Origin of the sequence: Halohasta salina (assembly GCF_024178165.1) — an archaeon.
GTDB classification, from domain to species: domain Archaea; phylum Halobacteriota; class Halobacteria; order Halobacteriales; family Haloferacaceae; genus Halohasta; species Halohasta salina.
The window spans coordinates 353,781-374,061 of the sequence record NZ_JAMZIE010000002.1 but is presented as its reverse complement, the minus strand read 5'-3'; the positions used below and the strand labels follow the sequence as shown (position 1 = coordinate 374,061).

The window sequence follows — 20,281 nt, the reverse complement described above, 5'->3', positions numbered from 1 at the left end:
ACGCCGACCGACCAGTAGCCACTGCGATCAGTCGTCTTCGAAGACGAACCGCCCGTTTTCCTGCACGATCTCGCCGTCGAGTTCGATTTTCGAATCCCGGCTCATGTCGACGATCATGTCGACGTGTTCGGCCGACTCGTTGCGCTCGTTGTCCTCGCCGACGGTCTCCTCGTAGGCCGACCCCACCGCGAGGTGGATCGTGTCACCCATCTTTTCGTCGAACAGCATGTTGTAGGTCGGCTGGTCGATCGCGCGGTTCATCCCGACGCCGAACTCGCCGATGCGGCGGGCCCCCTCGTCGGTTTCGAGGATCTCGCCGACGAGGTCCTCGCCGCGACCCGCGCTGTAGTCGACCACTTCGCCGTCCTCGAAGTCGAGTCGCACGTCGTCGATCTCCCGGCCTTGGCGGTAGCGCGGCACGTCGAAAAAGACCGTTCCGTCGACGCTGTCGGCGACCGGTGCGGTGAAGACCTCGCCACCCGGCAAGTTCTTCTCGCCGTAGTCGTTCAGCGTCTCGTTGCCTTCGATAGAGAACGTCAGGTCGGTCTCCTCGCCGGCGACGATCCGAATCTCGCTCGCCGCATCGAGATGGTCGACCATCTGGGCCTGAAACTCCCGCTGGGCATCCCAGTCGAGGCCCACGGCGTCCCAGACGAAGTTCTCGTAGCCCTCGGTGCTCATGCCTGCCAGCTGGGCGTGACCGCTGGTCGGGAACTGGGTCAGACACCAGCGTTTCGAGAGCCGTTCCTCCTGGACCGGCTTCACGGCTCGGCGGTAGGCGGCGTTGTTTTCGGGCGGGACGTCGCTGGTCTCGGTGATGTTCGCGCCGCCGCGGGCGATAATGAACGCGTCGGTCTCCTCGTAGAGCGCCTGCTGGTGGTCGGGGGTTTCGTACTCCTCGCCACCCGCGCGGAGATACGCCCGCGAGGCCCGGTCGGAGTGGGCAATCCAGATCGGGATCGCGCCGCGTTCGCCGCACAGTTCGTGGAGTGCGACCGCCAGATCCTCGGCTTCCCCCGGCATCTGAATGACGACGCGATCCCCTTCCTCGATGTCGACCGAGTGGTCGACGATCGTCTCGGCGTGTTCGCGGATTCGTGGGTCCATACCCTGTGTGGCGGGTTGCTGGCTGAAATAGGCGTTGTCTAACGGAGGTTTGTCGACCGGCGTCAGCCCGTCGTCGGAACGCTTTTAGAGCGTCATGGGCCACAAGAAAGTAATGAGTAGCCTAGAGCAGGAGTACCGTCTCGACTACTTCGAGGCCGAGGACTTCGTGCGCCGGGAGTGTTCGTCGTGCGGAGCCCACTTCTGGACGCGCGACCACGACCGCGAACTCTGCGGTGAGCCGCCGTGCGAGGACTATCGCTTTATCGACGACCAAAGCTTCGACGAGGAGTACACCCTCGAAGAGATGCGCGAGGCGTTCCTCTCGTACTTCGAAGACCACGACCACGAGCGCATCGACCCCTACCCGGTCGCTGCCAACCGCTGGCGGGACGACGTGCTGTTGACCCAAGCCTCTATCTACGACTTCCAGCCGCTGGTCACCAGCGGTCAGACGCCGCCGCCGGCCAACCCACTGACGATCAGCCAGCCCTGTATCCGGATGCAGGACATCGACAACGTCGGCAAGACCGGTCGACACACGATGGCCTTCGAGATGATGGCCCACCACGCGTTCAACACTCGCGAGGACGCCGACGAGGAGTACGCCTACGAGGGCGAGGTCTACTGGAAGGACGAAACCGTCGAATACTGCGACGGCCTCTTCGAGTCCCTCGGCGCCGACTTAGAGGAGATCACCTACATCGAGGATCCGTGGGTCGGCGGCGGCAACGCCGGGCCCGCCATCGAGGTCATCTACAAGGGCGCGGAGTTGGCCACGCTCGTCTTCATGTCGATGGAGCAGGACCCCGACGGCGAGTACGAAATGAAGGACGGCAACCGGTACAGCCCGATGGACACCTACATCGTCGACACCGGCTACGGGCTCGAACGCTGGACGTGGATGAGCCAAGGGACCCCAACGGTCTACGAGGCGGTCTACCCCGAGATGATCGCCTTCCTCAAAGAACACGCCGGAATCGAGCACACAGACGAGGAGGCCGAGTTGATCCACCGGACCGCCAAACTCGCGGGCCACATGGATATCGACGAGGCCGAGGACATGGAGACGGCGCGAGGCGAAATCGCCGACCGACTCGATGTCTCGGTCGACCACCTCACCGACCTCATGGAGCCACTGGAGGACATCTACGCGATTGCCGACCACTGCCGAGCCCTCGCCTACATGTTCGGCGACGGGATCGTCCCTTCGAACGTCGGGACGGGCTACCTCGCCCGGATGGTGCTCCGGCGCACCAAGCGACTCGTCGACAACGTCGGCGTCGACGCGCCGCTCGACGAACTCGTCGACATGCAGGCCAAACGACTAGAGTACGACAACCGCGATACGATCCGCGACATCGTCCGGACTGAGGAGGCCAAATACCGCGAGACGCTCGAACGAGGCTCCCGAAAGGTCGAACAGTTGGCCGCGGAGTACGCCGACACTGACGAGCCGATCCCGGTCGACCAGCTGATCGAACTCTACGACTCCCACGGCATCCAGCCGGATATGGTCGCCGAGATCGCCGCCGAACGCGACGCCGCTGTCGAGATCCCCGACGACTTCTACTCGCTCGTCGCCGCGCGCCACGACGACGCCGGCGGGGCGGCGGTCGACGCCGAGCGTGACGAGCGACTCGGTGACCTCCCCGAGACGGACAAACTCTACTACGAGAACCAAGACCGCATGGAGTTCGAGGCGGTCGTTCTCGACGTCTTCGAGGCCGAGGAGGGGTACGACGTCGTGCTCGATCAGACGATGTTCTACCCCGAAGGCGGCGGTCAGCCCGCCGACCACGGGACGCTGGCCAGCGAGGAGACCACCGCCGAGGTGACCGACGTCCAGATCGAAGACGGCATCGTCCTCCACCGGACGGATCGGGACCCCGGCAAAGGCGAGTTCGTCCGCGGGCAGGTCGACGCCGAGCGCCGCCGCCGACTGATGGCCCACCACACGGCGACCCACATCATCGGCCACGCGACCCGGCAGGTGTTGGGCGACCACATCCGGCAGGCCGGCGCCCAGAAGGGCGTCGACTCCTCGCGGCTCGACGTGCGCCACTACGAGCGGATCACCCGCGAGGACGTCCGGGAGATCGAACGCATCGCCAACGAGATGGTACGGGAAGATATCTCGGTCCGACAGGAGTGGCCACACCGCAACGACGCTCAGGAGGAACACGGCTTCGACCTCTATCAGGGCGGGATTCCGCCGGGAACCAACATCCGGCTCATTCACATCGGCGACGACGTGCAGGCCTGCGGAGGCACCCACGTCGCCCGGACCGGCAAGGTCGGTGCGATCAAGGTGCTGAAAACCGAGCCCGTTCAGGACGGCGTCGAACGGCTCGTCTTCGCGGCGGGCGCGGCGGCCATCGAGTCGACCCAGCGCACCGAGGACGCGCTGTACGAGGCCGCCGACGTGCTCGATGTGAACCCACAAGAGGTTCCCGAGACCGCCGAGCGGTTCTTCACCGAGTGGAAGGAACGCGGCAAGCAGATCGACCGACTGAAGGACGAACTCGCGGAGGCCCGCGCCGCCGCAGAGGCCGACGAAATCGCGGTCGGCGACCAGTCGGCAGTCGTCCAGCGGCTCGACGCCGACGTGAGTGAACTCCGCGCGACTGCCAACGCCCTCGTCGACGACGGCACGATTGCGGTCCTCGGCAGCGGCGAGGGCGGCAGCGCGGTGTTCGTCGTCGGTGTCCCGGACGATGCGGGCATCAACGCCGGCGAGGTCGTCGGCGAACTCGCGGGCAAGGTCGGCGGCGGCGGTGGCGGCCCGCCGGACTTCGCCCAAGGAGGGGGACCGAACGTCGACGCCCTCGACGATGCTCTCGACGACGCCCCCGAGATCCTCCGCGGCGTGCTGAACGCCTGAGTCGACCAACCGGTGGGTAATCCGGTACCAGTTATACTGAGATTCTGATACGAATTCGGTATGAAGCTGTACCAACTGTTCTATCTCCCGAACCGGTTGTATACTGCTGTATTCGGCGGGCTTGCCGGGGTGATCGGAGCAACGCTCGTCGACTGGGCACCTGTGTCGGCACCATTAGAGTGGGAATCGATACTGGTCGGCGTGTTGACGACGGTCGTGTTCGTCACCGCGGTCGTTACGATCAATCTCATCGCGCGGCTGCGAAGGGGACACTGGCTCGCCGACGCCTGAGGCCTGCGGGTCGACAGCAGTTCATACGAGTGTCGAGACGACGGCTGTAATCCGGTCGACGACAGTCTCCCAGATCGAAAAGCCCGTGGCGATCTGGAGGATCGTATCGACGGCGAACAGTCCGAATATTCCTGCCCCCACGAAATGGGCTTTCCGGCGGTCGAATCGGCCGGAAAACCGGTGGAAAAACAGCGCGTTGGTGGCACTCACTGGAATAATGGCGAGCATCTCGCCCGCCCAGATCGCCGGATGGGCCCCGTACTGTGCGGCGAGCCCGATCGTGACGAGTTGGGTCTTGTCACCGAACTCCCCGGCGGCCATCAGCGCGAAGATCGGGAGGAACCCCCGAAGCGCCGCCGGCACCTCGTAGCCCCGAATCGAGACGTCGATTTCGGTGGGGTCAGCGACCGCGCCGTCATCGACCGACGGCCCGTTCGGGTCGGGGGTCGACCGGAGAAGCTGTACCGCGAAGAGCACGAAGAAAGCGGCGGTGATGGCGTCGAGATAGACGGGCTCAAGTGCGGTGTTCAGCGCCTCCCCGAGGAGGATCTCCAGACCGGTCCAGCCGGCAAACGCAGTCCCCGCGGCTGCAACCACGAGCCACGGATCGTATTGCGTCGACAGCCCCGCGATGATGAACTGGACCTTCTCGCCGGGCAACACCGACAGTTGGAGGACGAACGCGACGGTCAGAACCTCTACCCAGCCAGCCATGGGTTCCTCCAGTGCCAGCGTCGGTCGACTCGTCGGTGCATGCGACTATTAGATATTTCTAATCTATTTCTTTGTGATTATAATCTCCACGTTTCGTCGACTCTCCGTGCCGACCAGCTACCGTCGGGAGCCGTCCGACCGAGTATTCCCGGCTGGTCAGTGACTCAGTCCCGACGAAATCCGCTCCGTTGGCCGGTTTCCGGCCGGCTGCATCTCATAAGTTATGAGTCGCATTTGACGATGAGCTCTCGTGGCTGTGTGTTGCCCACTGGAAAAAATTATATGCCACCCATCCATAGTATGTCATGTATTATGACCCGGTACTACGACTACGTGCTTGGCCTGATTCCGGCTGTGCTGTTCGGACTGACCGCCCTCCTGTTTCTGGCGGGCGTACAGTTGACACTGGCCGTGCCGGTCGGAGCCGGGGCATCGGTGTTGGTGATCGGACACGCGCTGTTCGTCAACGTTCCCGGCGAGACCGATCCGATGGCCGACCAGCGGTCGACCGTTCGGCCACCCACCAGCGACTAGCGGTGCCGTTCGGCGTCGACCGGGAGGGCTTTTTGTGGCTCACGCCGTGGAGTGAGCCACGATGACCGACACCCTGTTTTTGCGGAGCGACGAGATCGCGGACCTCGCCGAGCCGGTCGACTACGTTGCGGCGGTCGAGGCGGGCTACCGCCAGCACGGTGCGGGCGGGACCGCCGAGCCGCGAACCAAGCTCGTCAACGAGTCGCCACCCGGTATGCTCACGACGTACGCGGCGATCCTCCCCGAGTCGGGCTACATGGGCGGCTACACCTACGCGGCCGGCTTCGGCGAGCGGGATGCGTGGTTCGTGACGCCGCTGTTCGATGCCGAGACCGGCGAGCCGCTGGCCCTCCTCGACGGCGCGAGCATGAACCCGTTTAAGACGGGGGCGGCTGGGGCCGTCGGCGTCGACTACCTCGCCCGCGCCGACGCGGAGACGGTCGGACTCATCGGCTCGGGGCCGCAGGCCCGCGGCCAGCTTCGGTCGACTGCCACGGTTCGGGATCTCTCCGACGTTCGGGTCTACTCGCCGACACGGGAGCACCGCGAGTCCTTCGCCGCCGAAATGGACGCCACCCTCGACTGCGAGGTGCGGGCCGTCGACGACAGCGCCGCCGCCGTCTCCGATGCGGATATCGTCATCACGGCCACGAACGCCGCCGAACCGGTGTTCGACGGCGACCGGCTGGCTCCCGGCACCCACGTCACTGCGATGGGGCAGTACTCCCCAAACAAACGGGAACTCGATACGACGACGATCAAGCGATCGAAATACGTGCCGGACCTCCGCAAGCGGGTCATGCAGGACGCCGGCTCGTTCATCCACGCGGTCGACGAGGGGGTCGTCGACGAGCGCCACGTCCACGCCGAACTCGGCGAGGTCGTCGCCGGCTCCGCCGCCGGCCGGGAAACCGACGCGGAGATCACGGTCTTCGACAGCGGCGGGACGGGAATCGAGACCGTCGCGGCCGCCGGCATGCTCTACGAGCGAGCCACCGAGCAGGGTCTGGGGTCGACGATCCAGTTCGCGCCGGCTAGTGAGTCCCTAACCGGGCGGTAGGAAGTGATTACTCCGGGCTACTGCAGGCGCCGGTGGAGACGGGGAAACGCCGCGAAGGCGAGCCACGTCGCCCCGATCGGCAGCAGGGCGGCGGCCGCCAGCGACCCCGAGAGCCGCCAGCCGAGGCCGCCGAGCCACGTCGCTCCGAGGACAGTCGCGGAGTAGTAGCCGAGTCGCAGCGGCAGCGAGCCGAGGTTGCCGAACCGAGGGAACTCGCCGACCGGGAGGTAGCCACCGCGGAACAGCGCCAGCCACGCCGTCCCGAAGGCGACCGTCGACAGGCCGGCGATCGAACTCGCGTCGATGTCGTAGGCCGGCCAGTACAGCAGGGCGAGCAGCGCTGGGCTGGCGAGGACGGCGAGTTCGACGCCGCTGTAGAAGATGTACTCCAGCCAGCGTTCGACCCGTCCGATCAGGCTCCGGCCCGGTGTCGCGGTATCGCTCACGACCGGAGCCAGACGGGCCGGCGATTAAACCGTTCCGACAGTCACTGCAGGCGGTAGCGGAGCAGCGCGGCGATCCCGCCGAGGTTTTTCAACTGCTGGCCGGGCTGGAACTCCTTGGAGAACACCGTAATCTCGCCGCCCTTCTGTTCGACTGTTTTGATGACCTCGTTGACGTCGACCGTCCATTCGCCGTCACCCTGTCGCTCCTCCCGGAGCCGCTCGTCGAGCACCAGTAGCTCCTCGACCGCGCCGAACTCCGTGGCCTCGGCGACCGCCTCGATCCCGTAGGCCGCCTTCGCGCCGTCGGCGATCCGTTCCATCAGCTCGTCGATCGTCTCGGCCTCGCGGGCGATCCGGGTTTCGTCCTGGACCTCCTCGACCGCCCCGCGTTTGAGCACCTCGTGGACCCCTCGGCCCCCTGCCGCCGAGGTGTCGACCACGGTGATGAGGTCCGCGAGATCCCGGTACTCCTCGGCGATGTAGTCGTGGGCGTCCTGTTTGGTGAAGCCGGGGCCGGCAAGGATGATCGCCGCCACCTCAAGGTGGCTCAGCGCGTCGCCGAGTTCCCCGAACAGTTCCGCGCGGGGGCGGGAGTACTCGCCTTTCCCGGTGGGTTTGGTGAACGAGGCGTACTCCTCGACGCCGTACTCCTTGACGAGGTGGATGTAGGCTTCGCCCTCCTCGACGGTGGCGACCGCGACCTCGGGGTTGTCGGCCGCCGCTTCGGCGTCCTCGATGCGTTCGATCTGGTCCGGCTTGAACCGTTTTTCGATCGTCAGCTCCTCGTGCGGCTCGACGTTGAGCGTGTGATGGAGGCCGAGTTGGTCCTCCCGCGAGCAGCCGGTGATGACGCCGCCGACGCGCAGTCGGTTGGCGAAGCGGGCGAACTCGACGCTCTCGACTTCGAGGGTGACCGAGAGGTGTTCCCGCTGGCCGCCGGTGTCCCGCATCTGGTCGTCGTTGCGCTGGATCCGCCGGGTGGTGTCGCCGGAGACGAGATCGCCGGGTTCGAGGACGTAGGAGAGATGCCAGAGGTCGTCGACGGTTTCGGGAACGAGCGTCAGCCGCTCTCGCCCCGCCTCGCCGCGACCGCGGCTCGCGATTCGCATACCTGCCCTTCAGCCGGCCGGCTAACAACCCTTCCGTTTGGATCGCCGGGCGACTACCGCGGGTCGGCGTCATCGACACCCCAGACGAACGCCGAGTCGTCCTCGTCGGCCGTCGACTCGGCGTCGGATTTCGAGGTCGCTTCGGCGTCGGTCTCGGTGTCGGATTCCGAGGTCGCTTCGGCGTCGGTCTCGGTGTCGGATTCCGAGGTCGCTTCGGTGTCGTGTTTCGAGGTCGACTCGGCGTCGCTGTCGGCTGTCTCGTCGGCCGTCGGTTCGGCATCGTGTGCCGGGATTTCGGGTTCGGGCTCGGGGGTTGCCCGCTTCCCGACGGTGCGGCCAGTTTGGACCGGCGCGATGGCCTCGCCGGGCGTGTCGCCGTCGGGGGTCGGTCGACCGCGGGGAGTCACACCCGGCTCGTCGTCGGTCGCAGTCGCGGCCGGAAACTGCGTTTCGAGGCCGGTCGCGGCTCCTCGGCCGGTCGACCACGCCGCCGACACCCGGAAGACGAACCCCGAGACGACGCCCAACAGCAGCGTCGCCACCACCAGCAGCGCTCCGGCCGGCGGCGAGACGACGCCGACGACGCCGGCGACGACGAAGAGCGGCAGGAGGAGGGCCGGCCCGACCGCCAACACCCCCATGGCGATCAGCCAGCCGGTGAGGTAGTCGGCAGTCACGGCCACTCGGGCGACGCGTCGGACGCCGAGGGCCGCCCGAACCGACCCCGTCGTGGCGAAGACCGCCCGGGCTGCCGGCCGGACGTAGAGGTAGACGAGCCCGTAGACGAGCAACCCGAAGCCGGCGACCATGATCACGACACCGGTCAGCGCCTGCAGCGCGCCCTCGAACCCCGGTGGCGACACCACGGTCGCGACGCCTGCGCCGATGACGAGGCCGACACACACCGCCGCCGGCAGCAGGTAGACCGCCGAAAGCAACGCCGAACCCGCCCCCCGGCGGGCCAGCGAGCCCCACCGGACGAAGGAGGGAGCGGTGATCTGCCCGCGAACACCGCCGTCGACGACGTCGAGCAGATACCCTCGCAACACCAGACTCGGCAGCGCCACGACCGGCGTGACCGCGAGACCGACTGGAAGCCACACCGCTAGCAAGACGATCCAGACCACACTCCCGATGCCGACCAGCGCGGTCAACACCGAGCCGACGGCGGTCGTTCCGATAGCGTCGTCGGTCCGGTAGGGCACCCGGAGCGACTCACTCAGCATCGACTGTATCCAGTACCCCACCGGTATTAGGTACTTGGGTGGGGCCGATGCCCCGGTGGCTGCCCACTGCCGACACCTACATGCTGTCGACAGCCATCCGCCACCGCCACCCACGCGCTGTCGACAGCCATCCGCCGCCGACAGCAATCTACCGACTGTAACGAATTCCACTAACGATTGGGGACAAACAGGATGTACATATTTATCGACTAGTAACCAACTATGATTGTGCTCCGTCCCTCCATAGACACTCTCCCTCCGGGCAGTCCCCGAACAGTCCCGTCGAGTAGCGCCGGTTGTGGAGGCCTGACATGACCCCGGAGCCCGACACCGCTGCGGCGGCCAGAGAGACCCTCTACGAGATCATTCGGAGCGATGATCCCTTCGAGTCGAAGGCCCGACAGGCCCTCGATGTCGGGCGGGCGTTTCTGGACGCCGACCGTGGCTATCTCGCCCGCGTCGACGCCGATACCGAGTACTGGGAGGTGTTGGCCACCGCGGGACCGGGCGACGCTAGCCAGCCGGAGTCGGGGCTGGACTACGAGATGAGCTACTGCCGGCGCACCCTCACGGAGGGGACCGTCGTCCTCCACGACGCGCCCACGCAGGGGTGGGCCGACGATCCGGCCTTCGAGGCACAGGGATTGCACTGTTACCACGGAACGCGGATCGTCGTCGACGGCGAGCCGTACGGAACGGTGTGTTTCGTGGCCGAAGCCCCCCGCGAGCAGTTCTCCGAGTGCGAGAGCCTGTTCGCCGAACTGGTCGCTCGGCTACTCGAACGCGAACTCGAGCGCCACACCTACGAGACCGAACTGACCAGACAGACCAACCTCTCGACCGTGCTCAACCGGGTGTTGCGGCATAACCTCCGGAACAAGCTCTCGGTCGTCCGCGGCTACACCCAACTGCTGGCCGACCGGACCGGCGACGAGGACCTCGCCGCCGCCAGCGGGACCGCCATCGACACCGTCGACGACCTCATTGAACTCTGTGAGAAGGCCCGGAAACTCGACCGGATCGTCGGCTCCGAGACCGACCCCGAACCGATCGATCTGTCGGCGCTCGTCACCTCGGTTGCCGAGACCGTCGACGCCCAGTATCCCGCGGCGACCGTCAGGGTCGACGGCGAGGAATCGGTCACCGGACAGGTGGTGCCGAGTCTCGAACGGGCGCTGACCGAGTTGGTCGAAAACGCTGCCAAACACGGCGGCGAGGCCCCCACGGTAACGGTGCGGCTCCGGATCGTCTCCAACGACATCGAGATACAGATCAGCGACGACGGTCCGGGGATCGCCGACCACGAGGTGGCAGTGCTCGAATCGGGTGCCGAAACGCCGCTGATCCACGGCAGCGGGCTGGGGTTGTGGCTCGCTCACTGGATCGTCACCGGTCACGGCGGCTCGATCGAGGCGACGACTGCCGAAACCGGGACGACGATGACCGTCCGGCTGCCGCAGGCGGTCGATCAGGCGGTCGACGCGAAAGTCACCGAACTCGCCAGCGCCCACGACCAGTATCAGGCCGCCTTCGAAGCCTGCTCCGATGCCATGGTCATTGTCGACGCCGACAGCCGAATCGTCGAGGCGAACCCGGCGGCGGCCGACATTTTCGGCCTCGACCACCGGGAACTGTTGGGGCGATCGATCGCCGAGTTCCTCCCCGAGGAGTTCGATTTCGAAGCCGCTTGGGAGCGGTTCCGAGCCAACCAGTCCGAACGTGATACCGTAGCGGTTGTCGGTGCCGACGGCACCCGTCGACCGGTCGAGTACACCGCCACGAGAGACATCGTCCCCGGTCACCACCTCATCGTCAGCCGGGTTCGGGCCGGACATCCCGACCAGTAACCGCTGGCTACACCCGGACGACTGCGTCGACGACGGGATCCACGTGAGGGCTATGCTCAGAGGAGTCTTGCTCGTCGGTAGCTACTGGTGCAGACCCCCCCAAAGCTGAGTCGGCAGAGCCGATGCCGTTCCCGGAATCGACCCGCACGGCGGCACCACTCGATCGATAGCTCCTGTCAAACATCATCGAAAAGTGATTTTACTTTGGTAATTGTGTGCGAGAGTATCGCAAAAATCGCAGTACGGGTATGGCTCGAATCAAAAACAGACTACTGACAGGATAGTTATCAACAACGATAATGATCAATACGGATATTTACCGACATCGAGTAGGGCCCACACATGGGGCATGCGTTGCGAGGTTCGTACGGGACGAAGCTGGTTCTGGGGTACGTCATCACCGGGAGCATGACAACCGTCGTGGGGGTCGTCACCGGGAGCGTGGCGGCGGCGGTCATGATGACGTGGGCCGGGCTGCTGGCGTTGGGATCTATTACGGGAACGAACACGATCGCGTCGATCGAGGAGCTCGAAACCCGGGCGATAGCGATCGCCGAGGGCGAACTCGACACCGAGATCGAGTCGAACCGCTACGACGAGTTCGGGCGGCTGTTCTCGGCTATCGACACGATGCGTGGGTCACTGGCCGAGGAGATCGACCGGGCAAGCGAGGCTCGGTCGGCCGCAGAACAGGCCCAACAGGAGGCCAGAGAGGCTGAACAGGACGCAAAGCAGCTGGCGACGGCCTACCAGCAGACGGCCGAACGCTACGCCGAGACGATGCAGCAGGTCGCCGGCGGTGATCTGACACAGCGCGTCGACGTCGACGAAGACCGCGCCGCGATGGCGACCATCGGCCGGGAGTTCAACCGCGCTATCGAGGATCTCACGACGGCACTGCGAGCGGTCGACGAGTTCGCCACCGAGATCCAGCGGGACACCGACGAGATCGCCGGGCTGAGCGACGAGATGCGGCGCTCGATCGACCAAGCCGTCGAGACGACCGACGAGATCACCGACAACGCCAACCGACAGCGCGAGCGGCTCGAAGAGATCGCGATGGACACCGACAACATGTCGGCGGCGGCCGAACAGATCGCCGCGACGACCGACGATCTCTCGGAGATCACCGACGATACGACGACGGCGAGTGCCGACGCACGCGAGGCCGCGACCGAAGCGATCGAGGAGATGGAGGCCATCGAACGGGAGACGACCGAGACCGTCGAGACGATCGAATCGCTCACCGAGACCACCGCGGAGATCACCGATATCGTCGAGGTAATCGACGACATCGCCGACCAGACCAACATGCTCGCGCTCAACGCCTCGACGGAGGCCGCCCGCGCCAGCGGCAGCGGGAACGCCGGCGAGAGCTTCGCGGTCGTTGCCAACGAGGTCAAGAGCCTTTCCGAGGAGACCCGCACGCGGGCCGACGAGATCGCCACGATGATCGCCGACCTCCGCGAGCAGACCGACGACGCCGCCGACTCGGTGCGGTCGACCCGCGAGCGCGTGACTCGGGGGACCGACACCGTCGAGGAGGCCGTCGAGAACCTCCACCGGATCGGCGACGCCGTCGAGGAGATCGACAACGGGGTCGCCGAGATCAGCGATGCGACCGGCGATCAGGCCGAGACCGTCCAGACGATTGCGGCCGGTACCAACGACGTCTCCGAGATGAGTCGGGAACTGGAGTCGACCGCGACCAGCGTCGCCGACGCGATCACCGACCAGCGCGATGGGTTCATGCGGATCGAGAGCCGCATCCAGGAGTTCGATAGCAACGCCCGCGAGCTGGTCGGTGAACTCGACACGTTCGACCTCGGGAGACGTCGTTCGACGGGCGCGACCAGGGGAGGCGGGTTCTGATGGCCGATCCGGCAGTGACCGCCGCCTACACGACGAGCTTCGTCGGCCTGCTCGTGGGGATCTGGATCGCCCTCAAGTTGCTCCGCGAAGAGACGGTCGACAACGCCACCGGCCAGTTCAAGTGGCTCTTGGTCATCCCCGGCTTCGCGGCGATCTCCTACCTGTTGATGGTCTTGGAGGTCGGCGTGATCACGGTCGGCGAAAACGAGGTGTACCTGTTCAGATACATCGACTGGATCGTGACGACGCCGATCCTGGTCGGCTACGCCGGTTACGTCGCCGGCGCACCCAGAAAGTGGGTCGTCGGCGTCGGGCTCGCCGACGCGCTGATGATCGCCACGGGACTCGCTGCGACGCTCGCGACCGGGATCGGGACGTGGATCGGGTTCGGCATCTCGGCGGCGTTCCACCTCGTGTTGCTGGCCATCCTCTATCTCGTCTTCCCGAGGTACGTTCAGGACAATCCCAGCCGGCGGCGGCTGTTCCGCATCCTTCAGAACCACGTTGGACTGCTGTGGATCGCCTACCCGGTGATCTGGATAGCCAGTCCTGCCGGGGTTGGGTACGTTTCGGTCACCGGCACTGCGATGATCATCGCCTATCTTGACGTGGTCGCCAAGACGCCGTACGTCTACTTCGTCTATCGGGAACGAACGGCGTTCCGCACCGAACCGCTGGCAGCCGAATCCGGGGGAACCGAACCCGAGTCGACCGACACACCGGCAGCGAGCGCCGATCCCAGCTAGCTAAATTCGCTCCGACCGGCGCTCCCGGCGACTTCGGCGAGGGCGGCGTAGACGTCGGCGATGCGCTCGCGGATGTCACGGCCGGCCACACGGGGATCGAACCGGTCCTTGTTGGGGGCCCAGTCGACGTCGTTGAAGAAGCTGTCGCGGTGGTCTTCGATCCCCTCCGGCGGGACGATCTCGTCGGCCGCCTCGCGGTAGCGGTCGAAGGCCGTCCGGGTGTACTCGTACTGATACCGGGTGTCCTTGTTGACCTTGCAGATGCCGTGCTGTAACATCTCCTGAAGCTGGTCGGACTGGACACCCGACGAGCCATGGAGGACCAGTGGCGTGTCGAGCCCGTGGTCCCGCAGGGCGTCCCGGATCTCCTCGGTCAGATCCGGCCGGAGTTCGAGATCCTTCCCCTTGGCGACGCCGTGCTGGGTGCCGACCGAGATCGCCAGCAGATCACAGCCCGTCCGGTCGACGAACTCGACGGCCTGCTCGGGGTCGGTGTAGAAGGCCTCCTCGGCGACGATCTCGTCTTCGACCCCCTTGATCGTCCCGAGTTCGGCCTCAACGAGGATGTCGGCGTCGGCGGCTTCGACCCAGTCGACGACCTGTTTGCTCTTTTCGACGTTCTCCTCGAAGGAGTCGTGGGAGGCGTCGATCATGATCGAGGAGGGGATTTCGAGCTCGATCTGTCGCTCGATGGTGTTGAGATCGGTCTGATGGTCCATGTTCAGGAACACCCCGATATCGTAGGGGGCGGCAATGCGTTCGATATAGGTGCCCATCACTCGCAGTCCAGCGATCGGATCGCCGTTGCCCGCGAAGCTACAGGCCCCATTGCTCATCTGGAGGAGGAGATCGGAGTCGACGCGTGCCGCCCCCTTGATCAGGCCGATCAGCACGTTCGGTTCGGCGATGTTGCTTGCGATCAGACCGAACCCCTCTTCGAGGGCGTCGTCGTACACCGTCGCCAGGTCGGAACCGCCACGGAACGTCATACTCTGTAAGGATTATTGTGGACGGAAATAAACCCCATCCTGTCACCACTCGGTCGACACCGCTGGCGACTAGTCGACCAGTTCGCTGCCGCCGGCCGGCAGATGTTCCTGAATCAGGTCGGCGCTGGCGACCTTTCGGACGAACCCTTCGTCGGCGAACCGTGCTTTGAGCTCGCGGTAACACCGCTTTGCGGCATCGTTTTGGGCGAACTTGCCGGGTTGGAGCCGGAGATGCGTCGCGGCGTTCTCCTCGACCGCCGGGGTCGGTCCGCCGACCACACGCGTCTGAGGCTCACACTGGATGCCGACCGCGAGGTCGACCGCCGTGTCGTCGAAGTAGGTTCGGTCGCCCCGAATCACGAAGCTCCCCTTTTCGATGTACTCGCCGCTCTCTGGGGTCTTCGAGACCTGATCGGGGTCGACCATGTAGACGTCGCCCGAATACTGGCCGGCCTTCCAGACCGACGAATGTGAGACCGCAAAGGTCGCAGCCTGCTGTAAGGTCGACTCGGGGAAGTCGATCTCCTTGGCCGCTTCGCTGGGCCCCGTGGCCTTGAGGATCGTCACCGGCGCGCCGTGAGCCTGTGCGTGGAAGAACTTGTCTCCGCGGCTCATGTACTTCTTGACCAGTTCCTCGTTCTGGTCGGCGTTCCGGCCGCCGATGACCAGAAAGCCATCGGTGGTGTGGAACCAGCGGAACCGCTCGTACCACTGCTCGTTGCGCTTGATCGGGACCGACTGACGGGCCGTCCAGTCGACCTCCTCGTACTCGTCTTCGCCGTCGGCCTCCGCATCCTCGTCGCCGTCGCCCTCGCCCTCGTCGTCGTCGGCCTCCCACGCCTCCCGGCGGGCTTTGACGGCTTCGAGATCCTCGCGGGTGTTCTCGATAGCCGCCTTCGCGCCCTCTTTCTTCTCTTCGACGCGTTTGGCCTCCTTGTAGAGTTCGTCGGCGTTCTTCTCGACGCCGGTGGTCGCGTCGACCGTCGCCCGCGTCTCGCCGAGATCGATCGTCACCGTTCCATTGGAGCCGTCGACGTCGACGACGGCCGCGGCCGCCTCGATCCCCTGTTCGGCTCCAGCCTGCAGGGTCTCGCCGATCTCGTCCCACGGAACGCCCTCACTTCTCGCGCTTTGGATCGTCGTCAGGATCTCGTCGACCAGATCGTAGTTGGCATACAGCGCCTCGGCCTTCGCGCGCTCTGCGTCGGCCTGCTCGTCGAACCCCTCGATGGCCTGCTGTTGCTGTTCGATGATCCGCTTCTGTTTGGCGATCTCGCTTTCGAAATCGGGCTTGCTCGTGGTGGGTTCGGTGTCGTCGGTCTCGTCGTCGGAGCGGTCGAAGCGGTAGAAGTACTCGTCGACGGCGTCGTTGAAGCTGTCGTACCCCTCTTCGTCGAGCCCTTCGGCCTCGCGTTCGGCCAGCGGGAAGGGCGTGACGTCGACCACCCGCTCGTCGTCGAGATACAGCCGCGGGTCGAAGTCGCCGGCGCGAACACGAGTGGCGAGATCGTCGAGCGCGTCGTAGATATCGCGGAAGGTCGACTCGTCGGCTTCCTCGATGTCGAGTTCCTTGTCGACGCCCGCGCGGGTACAGACCTCCTCGGCGTACAGCCCGCCGAGGTTGAGTTGCGTTGCGAGGGTCCGCACCACGTCGGTGGTCGAGGCGGCCATCTCCCGCTCGAAGGCCTCGTAGCCGACAGTCAAGGGGTCGACCCGCGAATCCGGGAACTCGTATTGGGCTCCGGGGGCGACCGTCCGGGATTTGAGCCGGACCGTCTCGAGGCTCTGGACGACCTCGCCGTGTTCGTCGAGCACCGCGATATTCCCTTGACCAAACAATTCGGCGACGATCGTCGTGTTGGCGTCGGGGCGCTCGAACTCGAAGACGAGGATGCGGTCGAACTCGTACTGGGAGACGCCGGCGAAATCCGCGCCGCCGAGGCGGTTCCGCAGCATCTTGGCGAAGTTGGGCGGTCGACCCGGCGCGTCCGAGACGTGGTCGGGGTCGGCCATGTGGGCGCGCTTGACGTCGCCGACCTCGATCATCAACTCGACTCGGCCTCGGTCGTAATCCCGCATCTTGAGCCGCAACAGATCCTCGCCGTAGAGATACGCCTTGTCGACCTTCGCGCCCTCGTACCGGCCCAACTCGGTGACGAGTGCGGCGAGGTCGATGCTCGAAAGCTCCCGCTTGGGGTCCATGGCGTGGCTTCACCACGGCGTACAAAAGGGGTGTCGCTCCGGTCGCCGTCTCGGACGGGTCTCGGCTCGGCTGACACCGTCGGGCGGTCGAGTGTGAGCCGGCTCCGACAGGCTGTATCAGACGTTTTTTACCACGTGAATACGCCAGTCGGAGTATAGATGGTAACGGTGGTCGACGTGACGCTCATCGCCCTGTTGGCCGGCGCGGCCACCGGTATCGGCGCGCTGCCGATCCTCGTGACCGGTCGGGTGAGCCACCGGCTCTACGACGGCGCGCTCGGCCTCGCGGCGGGGATCATGGTCGGGGCGGCCGTCTTCGCGCTCGTGGTCCCCGGTCTCGAACTCGGGACGCTCCCGGAGGTCACCGGTGGACTGCTGGTCGGCGGCGGCTTTCTGCTCGCAGCGAACTGGGCGATCCCCCACGCCCACATGCTGTTCGGCGGCTCCAACGGCGACGAGTTTCCGGAATCGAGCCCGGTCGAAGCCGTCGACGACGATCTCCGGCAGGCGGTCCTCATCGGCAGTTCGATCACGATCCACAACGTGCCAGAGGGACTCGCCATCGGTATCGCCTTCGCCAGCGGCTTCGAGGAGGTCGGCATCGCACTCGCGGGGGCGATCGCCGTCCAGAACGTCCCCGACGGCTTTGCGATGGCGGTCCCCGCGAGCCAGACCGGGCTCTCGAAGGCCAAAACGATCCTCTATACGACGCTTTCGGGGGCAGTTCCCGAACCGATCGCCGCGGCGGCGGGGTTCGCCTTGGTCGCCGTTGTCACCGGGATCTTCCCCGTCGCCGCGGGGTTCGCTGCCGGCGCGATGATGGCGGTCGTCTTCCGCGAACTCATCCCCGAAAGTCACAGTCACGGTTACGCCGATACGGCGACGATCACCTTCATCCTCGGCTTCGGGATCATGGTCGGCGTCGACGTCGGACTGGCGGTCTGACCCCCACAGTTCACGACTGAACCGGCGGCGAGCTACATATTGACGTCGTCGAGTTTCTCGTTGACGACGATCCGGCCGAGCCCGGTCAGAGTGGCTCCACTGTCGCCGATTCGGACCAGTCCCATCTCGCCCAGCGAGCCCAACAGCTGCTGGAGTTTGTCGGCCGACTTGTCGACGATCATCGAGATGTCGAACTGATCGCCCGCCGAGTAGAGTGCGACCAACACCTCCTTGTGTGCGTCTTCGAGGCTGATCTCCTCGATCTTCGCCTTCCGCTCCCGGTAGCCACGCCGGACGAACCGCTGGAAGAGCTTGTGTTTCCGGTCGTCTTCGAGCGCGATCGTCGTCTTGGTCGCCATCCCGCCGTCGCCAAGGTGACGGACGGAGAGCCCCCGATACCGTTTGTCCTCGAAGTCCTGTTTTTCAAGTTCGAAATGGATGATCTCCGAGAGCGTGATCCCGAGCCGCTCGCCGTCGTCGGGGGTGATCGACACCGACCGGTCGTCGACCGAGAGCCGCGCCTCGACCGGCTCGGTGTTCAGCACGCGACCCCCACGCCGGGCGGGGTGGGTGACGATGGCGTCACATCCCGTGAGGATCGCCTTGAAGACGGCGTTGGCGAAGCCGACCCGCCTGTTGCCCCGGAGTTCGACCACCGCGAGCCGCTGGTCGCCGCCCCGTTCGTAGGCGACGGTGACCGCCGACTCGATGCTGTCGGCAAGCTCTTCGGGGATGTAGTCCGGCGAGAGGTCGACGACCCCCGACAGCTCGATCCGGGTGTACTCGGGGGCCATCGAGTCGTCAGCCTGAACCAACAGCAGCTCCTCTGGTCCGAGGAACACCCGCGTTTCGGTCGGCCGACCGCCGGCGAACTCCGAGCAGGCGACGGTGGTCTCGACGGTCAGCTCCGGCGGGCCGCTGAGTTCCTCCCGTGGGTTGAACACCGCCGCCTCCTCGACGGCCGTCTCCTCCGCGTTGGCTCCCAAATCGGCGGTCGACCCGGCCGCACCGCTTCCACCCGTTGCGGCGGCCGTTGTGTCGGCGGCCGCAGCGTTATCGGCCGCTCCGGCACTGCGTGCGCCGACACCGGCCGGCTCGCCGGTGGTCCCACTGGAACCGCCCGACTCCTTTCCCGTCGATGGGGTGGCCGACGCCTCCGCTGTGTGGGCGGTTCCCGCGGTCCCCCGGCGGTCGGCCTCCCGTCGGTGGACCCATTCGTCGAGCCGCGCGGTGGCGCTGTCGGGGTCGACGAGGTCGCTGTCGGCGTCGAGCGCCCGCCGCGTGCCGAGGTCGCTCGGATCGAGCCGCCGGTTCAGTGCGTCGGCGACCGGCCGGGGGTTCTGTAGCGCCTCGGGGGCGTTGGCTCGCTGTCGCATCCGCCGCTGTCGCCACTCGTCGTCGTACTCCCGTGGATCGACCGGTTCGGCGTCGAACGGCTCGGGGTCGGCCACGAGCCCGTAGCTCCCGCCGGGGTCGGCGATCCCGCCGTCGAACAGTTCGGACAGCCGTTCGCGGGCGTCGCCACCCTCCCGGCCGGTGAACGCCCGGGCCGTCTCGGGGTCGGTGCCAGCGAGGTGGGCGATCCGTGCGGCCGGGAACCCCGCGTCGGCGAAAAACGAGATCGCCGTCGCCCGCAGGCTGTCGAAGCCGACCGCCTCGTGGTCGACCCCTTCGGCCCGCCGGGCGCTCCGGTCGACCAGCCGGGTCATCGCCTCCGCCGAGAGCGCCAGCGGGTCGGCCTCTTCGACCAACGCCCCGATCACTGCGGTCAGCCGCTCCGACCAGCCGAAGGGGATCGTTCGGCCACCGCCCGGCGGCGACCACGTCGACTCGCCGATGATCTCCAGCAGCGACCGGCCGTCGCCCAGCCGCTGGGCGCGTCGGGCGGCCTCCCAACACTGCTGGCAGGCACAGGGATCACGCTCCGGCACGACCAGCTCACCGCGACCCCAGTCGACCCACGCCTCGTGGAGATGCTGGATCTCGCCCGGATACAGCCCGAGTCGCCCGCTCAACAGCACCACGGCGCTGGCCCGGAGCCGCTGTTGATCGTCGGGCAACGACAGCCCGCCCCGATACACGCTGTAGAACGCCGACGGTTCGAGCGCCGCAGCCGGCCGGATCGACGCCGCGGCTGGCTCGGCGGCCCGTAGATTACGTGAAGCCATACATGTCTACCGTACTGTATTACGCCAATGTATTATTGGAATTATTATTAATAAATTGCGGTAGATACCCCGATGGATGGGCGGGCGGTCGACGGCCGTCGTCTCTGCTCTCTCGGCTCGGCTAGCGCTCCCGCTCGGCGGTCG

16 protein-coding genes are annotated in these 20,281 nt (G+C 66.0%); 8 read left to right on the top strand and 8 right to left on the bottom strand.

Translation table 11 applies throughout. The annotated features are described in order from the left end of the window. Positions 1 to 27: 27 nt before the first annotated feature. Positions 28 to 1,107 carry an aminopeptidase gene (locus tag NKJ34_RS05910; protein ID WP_253737356.1) on the bottom strand — a complete coding sequence of 360 codons (1,080 nt, stop codon included), beginning with the start codon at positions 1,105 to 1,107 and terminating at the stop codon, positions 28 to 30. 112 nt (positions 1,108 to 1,219) lie between these two features. Here NKJ34_RS05910 and alaS point away from each other — a divergent pair, with 112 nt between their 5' ends. Both alaS and NKJ34_RS05900 read left to right on the top strand, forming a co-directional pair. Next, entirely contained in the window at positions 1,220 to 3,988 is a 2,769-nt protein-coding gene (gene alaS / locus NKJ34_RS05905) for an alanine--tRNA ligase (protein WP_253737354.1), read from the top strand. A 60-nt stretch (positions 3,989 to 4,048) separates the two neighbouring features. Next, a complete protein-coding gene (locus NKJ34_RS05900; protein ID WP_253737353.1) occupies positions 4,049 to 4,279 on the top strand; it encodes a hypothetical protein in 231 nt (76 codons plus the stop codon). Between the two features lie 21 nt (positions 4,280 to 4,300). On the opposite strand, the gene NKJ34_RS05895 is transcribed toward NKJ34_RS05900, so the two are convergent. Next, entirely contained in the window at positions 4,301 to 4,993 is a 693-nt protein-coding gene (locus NKJ34_RS05895; protein WP_253737352.1) for a TMEM165/GDT1 family protein, read from the bottom strand. Positions 4,994 to 5,305: 312 nt separating this feature from the next. Here NKJ34_RS05895 and NKJ34_RS05890 point away from each other — a divergent pair, with 312 nt between their 5' ends. After that, on the top strand, positions 5,306 to 5,527 hold the full coding sequence (locus NKJ34_RS05890; protein WP_253737351.1) for a DUF8015 family protein: 222 nt from the start codon (positions 5,306 to 5,308) through the stop codon (positions 5,525 to 5,527). A gap of 61 nt (positions 5,528 to 5,588) precedes the next feature. Beyond that, on the top strand, positions 5,589 to 6,587 hold the full coding sequence (locus tag NKJ34_RS05885; protein ID WP_253737350.1) for an ornithine cyclodeaminase family protein: 999 nt from the start codon (positions 5,589 to 5,591) through the stop codon (positions 6,585 to 6,587). A 17-nt stretch (positions 6,588 to 6,604) separates the two neighbouring features. On the opposite strand, the gene NKJ34_RS05880 is transcribed toward NKJ34_RS05885, so the two are convergent. The 3 genes from NKJ34_RS05880 to NKJ34_RS05870 are packed head-to-tail and all read right to left on the bottom strand — an operon-like array spanning position 6,605 to position 9,368. Beyond that, positions 6,605 to 7,033 carry a DUF8215 family protein gene (locus NKJ34_RS05880; RefSeq protein ID WP_253737349.1) on the bottom strand — a complete coding sequence of 143 codons (429 nt, stop codon included), beginning with the start codon at positions 7,031 to 7,033 and terminating at the stop codon, positions 6,605 to 6,607. Positions 7,034 to 7,074: 41 nt separating this feature from the next. Beyond that, the gene (locus NKJ34_RS05875) at positions 7,075 to 8,142 is read right to left on the bottom strand and encodes an mRNA surveillance protein pelota (protein WP_253737348.1); all 1,068 of its coding nucleotides are present in this window, start codon (positions 8,140 to 8,142) and stop codon (positions 7,075 to 7,077) included. Positions 8,143 to 8,195: 53 nt separating this feature from the next. Beyond that, positions 8,196 to 9,368 (bottom strand): DUF4013 domain-containing protein, encoded by a 1,173-nt coding sequence (locus tag NKJ34_RS05870; RefSeq protein ID WP_253737347.1) that lies wholly within the window; start codon positions 9,366 to 9,368, stop codon positions 8,196 to 8,198. Between the two features lie 311 nt (positions 9,369 to 9,679). Between NKJ34_RS05870 and NKJ34_RS05865 the strand changes: the two genes are divergently transcribed. The 3 genes from NKJ34_RS05865 to NKJ34_RS05855 all read left to right on the top strand — a co-directional run bounded on the left by NKJ34_RS05865 (position 9,680) and on the right by NKJ34_RS05855 (position 13,833). Next, the gene (locus NKJ34_RS05865) at positions 9,680 to 11,215 is read left to right on the top strand and encodes an ATP-binding protein (RefSeq protein ID WP_253737346.1); all 1,536 of its coding nucleotides are present in this window, start codon (positions 9,680 to 9,682) and stop codon (positions 11,213 to 11,215) included. A gap of 408 nt (positions 11,216 to 11,623) precedes the next feature. Further along, entirely contained in the window at positions 11,624 to 13,087 is a 1,464-nt protein-coding gene (locus tag NKJ34_RS05860; protein ID WP_253737345.1) for a methyl-accepting chemotaxis protein, read from the top strand. Then, positions 13,087 to 13,833, top strand: coding sequence for a bacteriorhodopsin (locus tag NKJ34_RS05855; protein ID WP_253737344.1), 747 nt, complete (start codon positions 13,087 to 13,089; stop codon positions 13,831 to 13,833). Before NKJ34_RS05860 ends, NKJ34_RS05855 begins: the two co-directional genes overlap by 1 nt. Here the strand turns inward: NKJ34_RS05855 and fba are convergent. Together fba and rqcH are read right to left on the bottom strand one after the other, a co-directional pair. Further along, positions 13,830 to 14,822 carry a class II fructose-bisphosphate aldolase gene (gene fba / locus NKJ34_RS05850; RefSeq protein ID WP_253737343.1) on the bottom strand — a complete coding sequence of 331 codons (993 nt, stop codon included), beginning with the start codon at positions 14,820 to 14,822 and terminating at the stop codon, positions 13,830 to 13,832. The two genes, NKJ34_RS05855 and fba, sit on opposite strands and share 4 nt — an antisense overlap. Positions 14,823 to 14,891: 69 nt before the next feature. After that, entirely contained in the window at positions 14,892 to 17,024 is a 2,133-nt protein-coding gene (gene rqcH / locus NKJ34_RS05845) for a ribosome rescue protein RqcH (protein WP_253737342.1), read from the bottom strand. A 159-nt stretch (positions 17,025 to 17,183) separates the two neighbouring features. Here rqcH and NKJ34_RS05840 point away from each other — a divergent pair, with 159 nt between their 5' ends. Next, positions 17,184 to 17,969 (top strand): ZIP family metal transporter, encoded by a 786-nt coding sequence (locus tag NKJ34_RS05840; protein WP_253737341.1) that lies wholly within the window; start codon positions 17,184 to 17,186, stop codon positions 17,967 to 17,969. 32 nt (positions 17,970 to 18,001) lie between these two features. Here the strand turns inward: NKJ34_RS05840 and NKJ34_RS05835 are convergent, their stop codons facing one another. After that, entirely contained in the window at positions 18,002 to 20,137 is a 2,136-nt protein-coding gene (locus NKJ34_RS05835) for a CheF family chemotaxis protein (RefSeq protein ID WP_253737340.1), read from the bottom strand. Positions 20,138 to 20,281 lie beyond the last annotated feature (144 nt).

Coding starts and splice junctions, on each gene's coding strand:
- NKJ34_RS05855 (WP_253737344.1), top strand. CDS start 13,087: ATGGCCGATCCGGCAGTGACCGCCGCCTACACGACGAGCTTCGTCGGC.
- fba (WP_253737343.1), bottom strand. CDS start 14,822: ATGACGTTCCGTGGCGGTTCCGACCTGGCGACGGTGTACGACGACGCC.
- NKJ34_RS05870 (WP_253737347.1), bottom strand. CDS start 9,368: ATGCTGAGTGAGTCGCTCCGGGTGCCCTACCGGACCGACGACGCTATC.
- alaS (WP_253737354.1), top strand. CDS start 1,220: ATGAGTAGCCTAGAGCAGGAGTACCGTCTCGACTACTTCGAGGCCGAG.
- rqcH (WP_253737342.1), bottom strand. CDS start 17,024: ATGGACCCCAAGCGGGAGCTTTCGAGCATCGACCTCGCCGCACTCGTC.
- NKJ34_RS05900 (WP_253737353.1), top strand. CDS start 4,049: ATGAAGCTGTACCAACTGTTCTATCTCCCGAACCGGTTGTATACTGCT.
- NKJ34_RS05840 (WP_253737341.1), top strand. CDS start 17,184: ATGGTAACGGTGGTCGACGTGACGCTCATCGCCCTGTTGGCCGGCGCG.
- NKJ34_RS05860 (WP_253737345.1), top strand. CDS start 11,624: ATGACAACCGTCGTGGGGGTCGTCACCGGGAGCGTGGCGGCGGCGGTC.
- NKJ34_RS05910 (WP_253737356.1), bottom strand. CDS start 1,107: ATGGACCCACGAATCCGCGAACACGCCGAGACGATCGTCGACCACTCG.
- NKJ34_RS05885 (WP_253737350.1), top strand. CDS start 5,589: ATGACCGACACCCTGTTTTTGCGGAGCGACGAGATCGCGGACCTCGCC.
- NKJ34_RS05835 (WP_253737340.1), bottom strand. CDS start 20,137: ATGGCTTCACGTAATCTACGGGCCGCCGAGCCAGCCGCGGCGTCGATC.
- NKJ34_RS05865 (WP_253737346.1), top strand. CDS start 9,680: ATGACCCCGGAGCCCGACACCGCTGCGGCGGCCAGAGAGACCCTCTAC.
- NKJ34_RS05895 (WP_253737352.1), bottom strand. CDS start 4,993: ATGGCTGGCTGGGTAGAGGTTCTGACCGTCGCGTTCGTCCTCCAACTG.
- NKJ34_RS05875 (WP_253737348.1), bottom strand. CDS start 8,142: ATGCGAATCGCGAGCCGCGGTCGCGGCGAGGCGGGGCGAGAGCGGCTG.
- NKJ34_RS05890 (WP_253737351.1), top strand. CDS start 5,306: ATGACCCGGTACTACGACTACGTGCTTGGCCTGATTCCGGCTGTGCTG.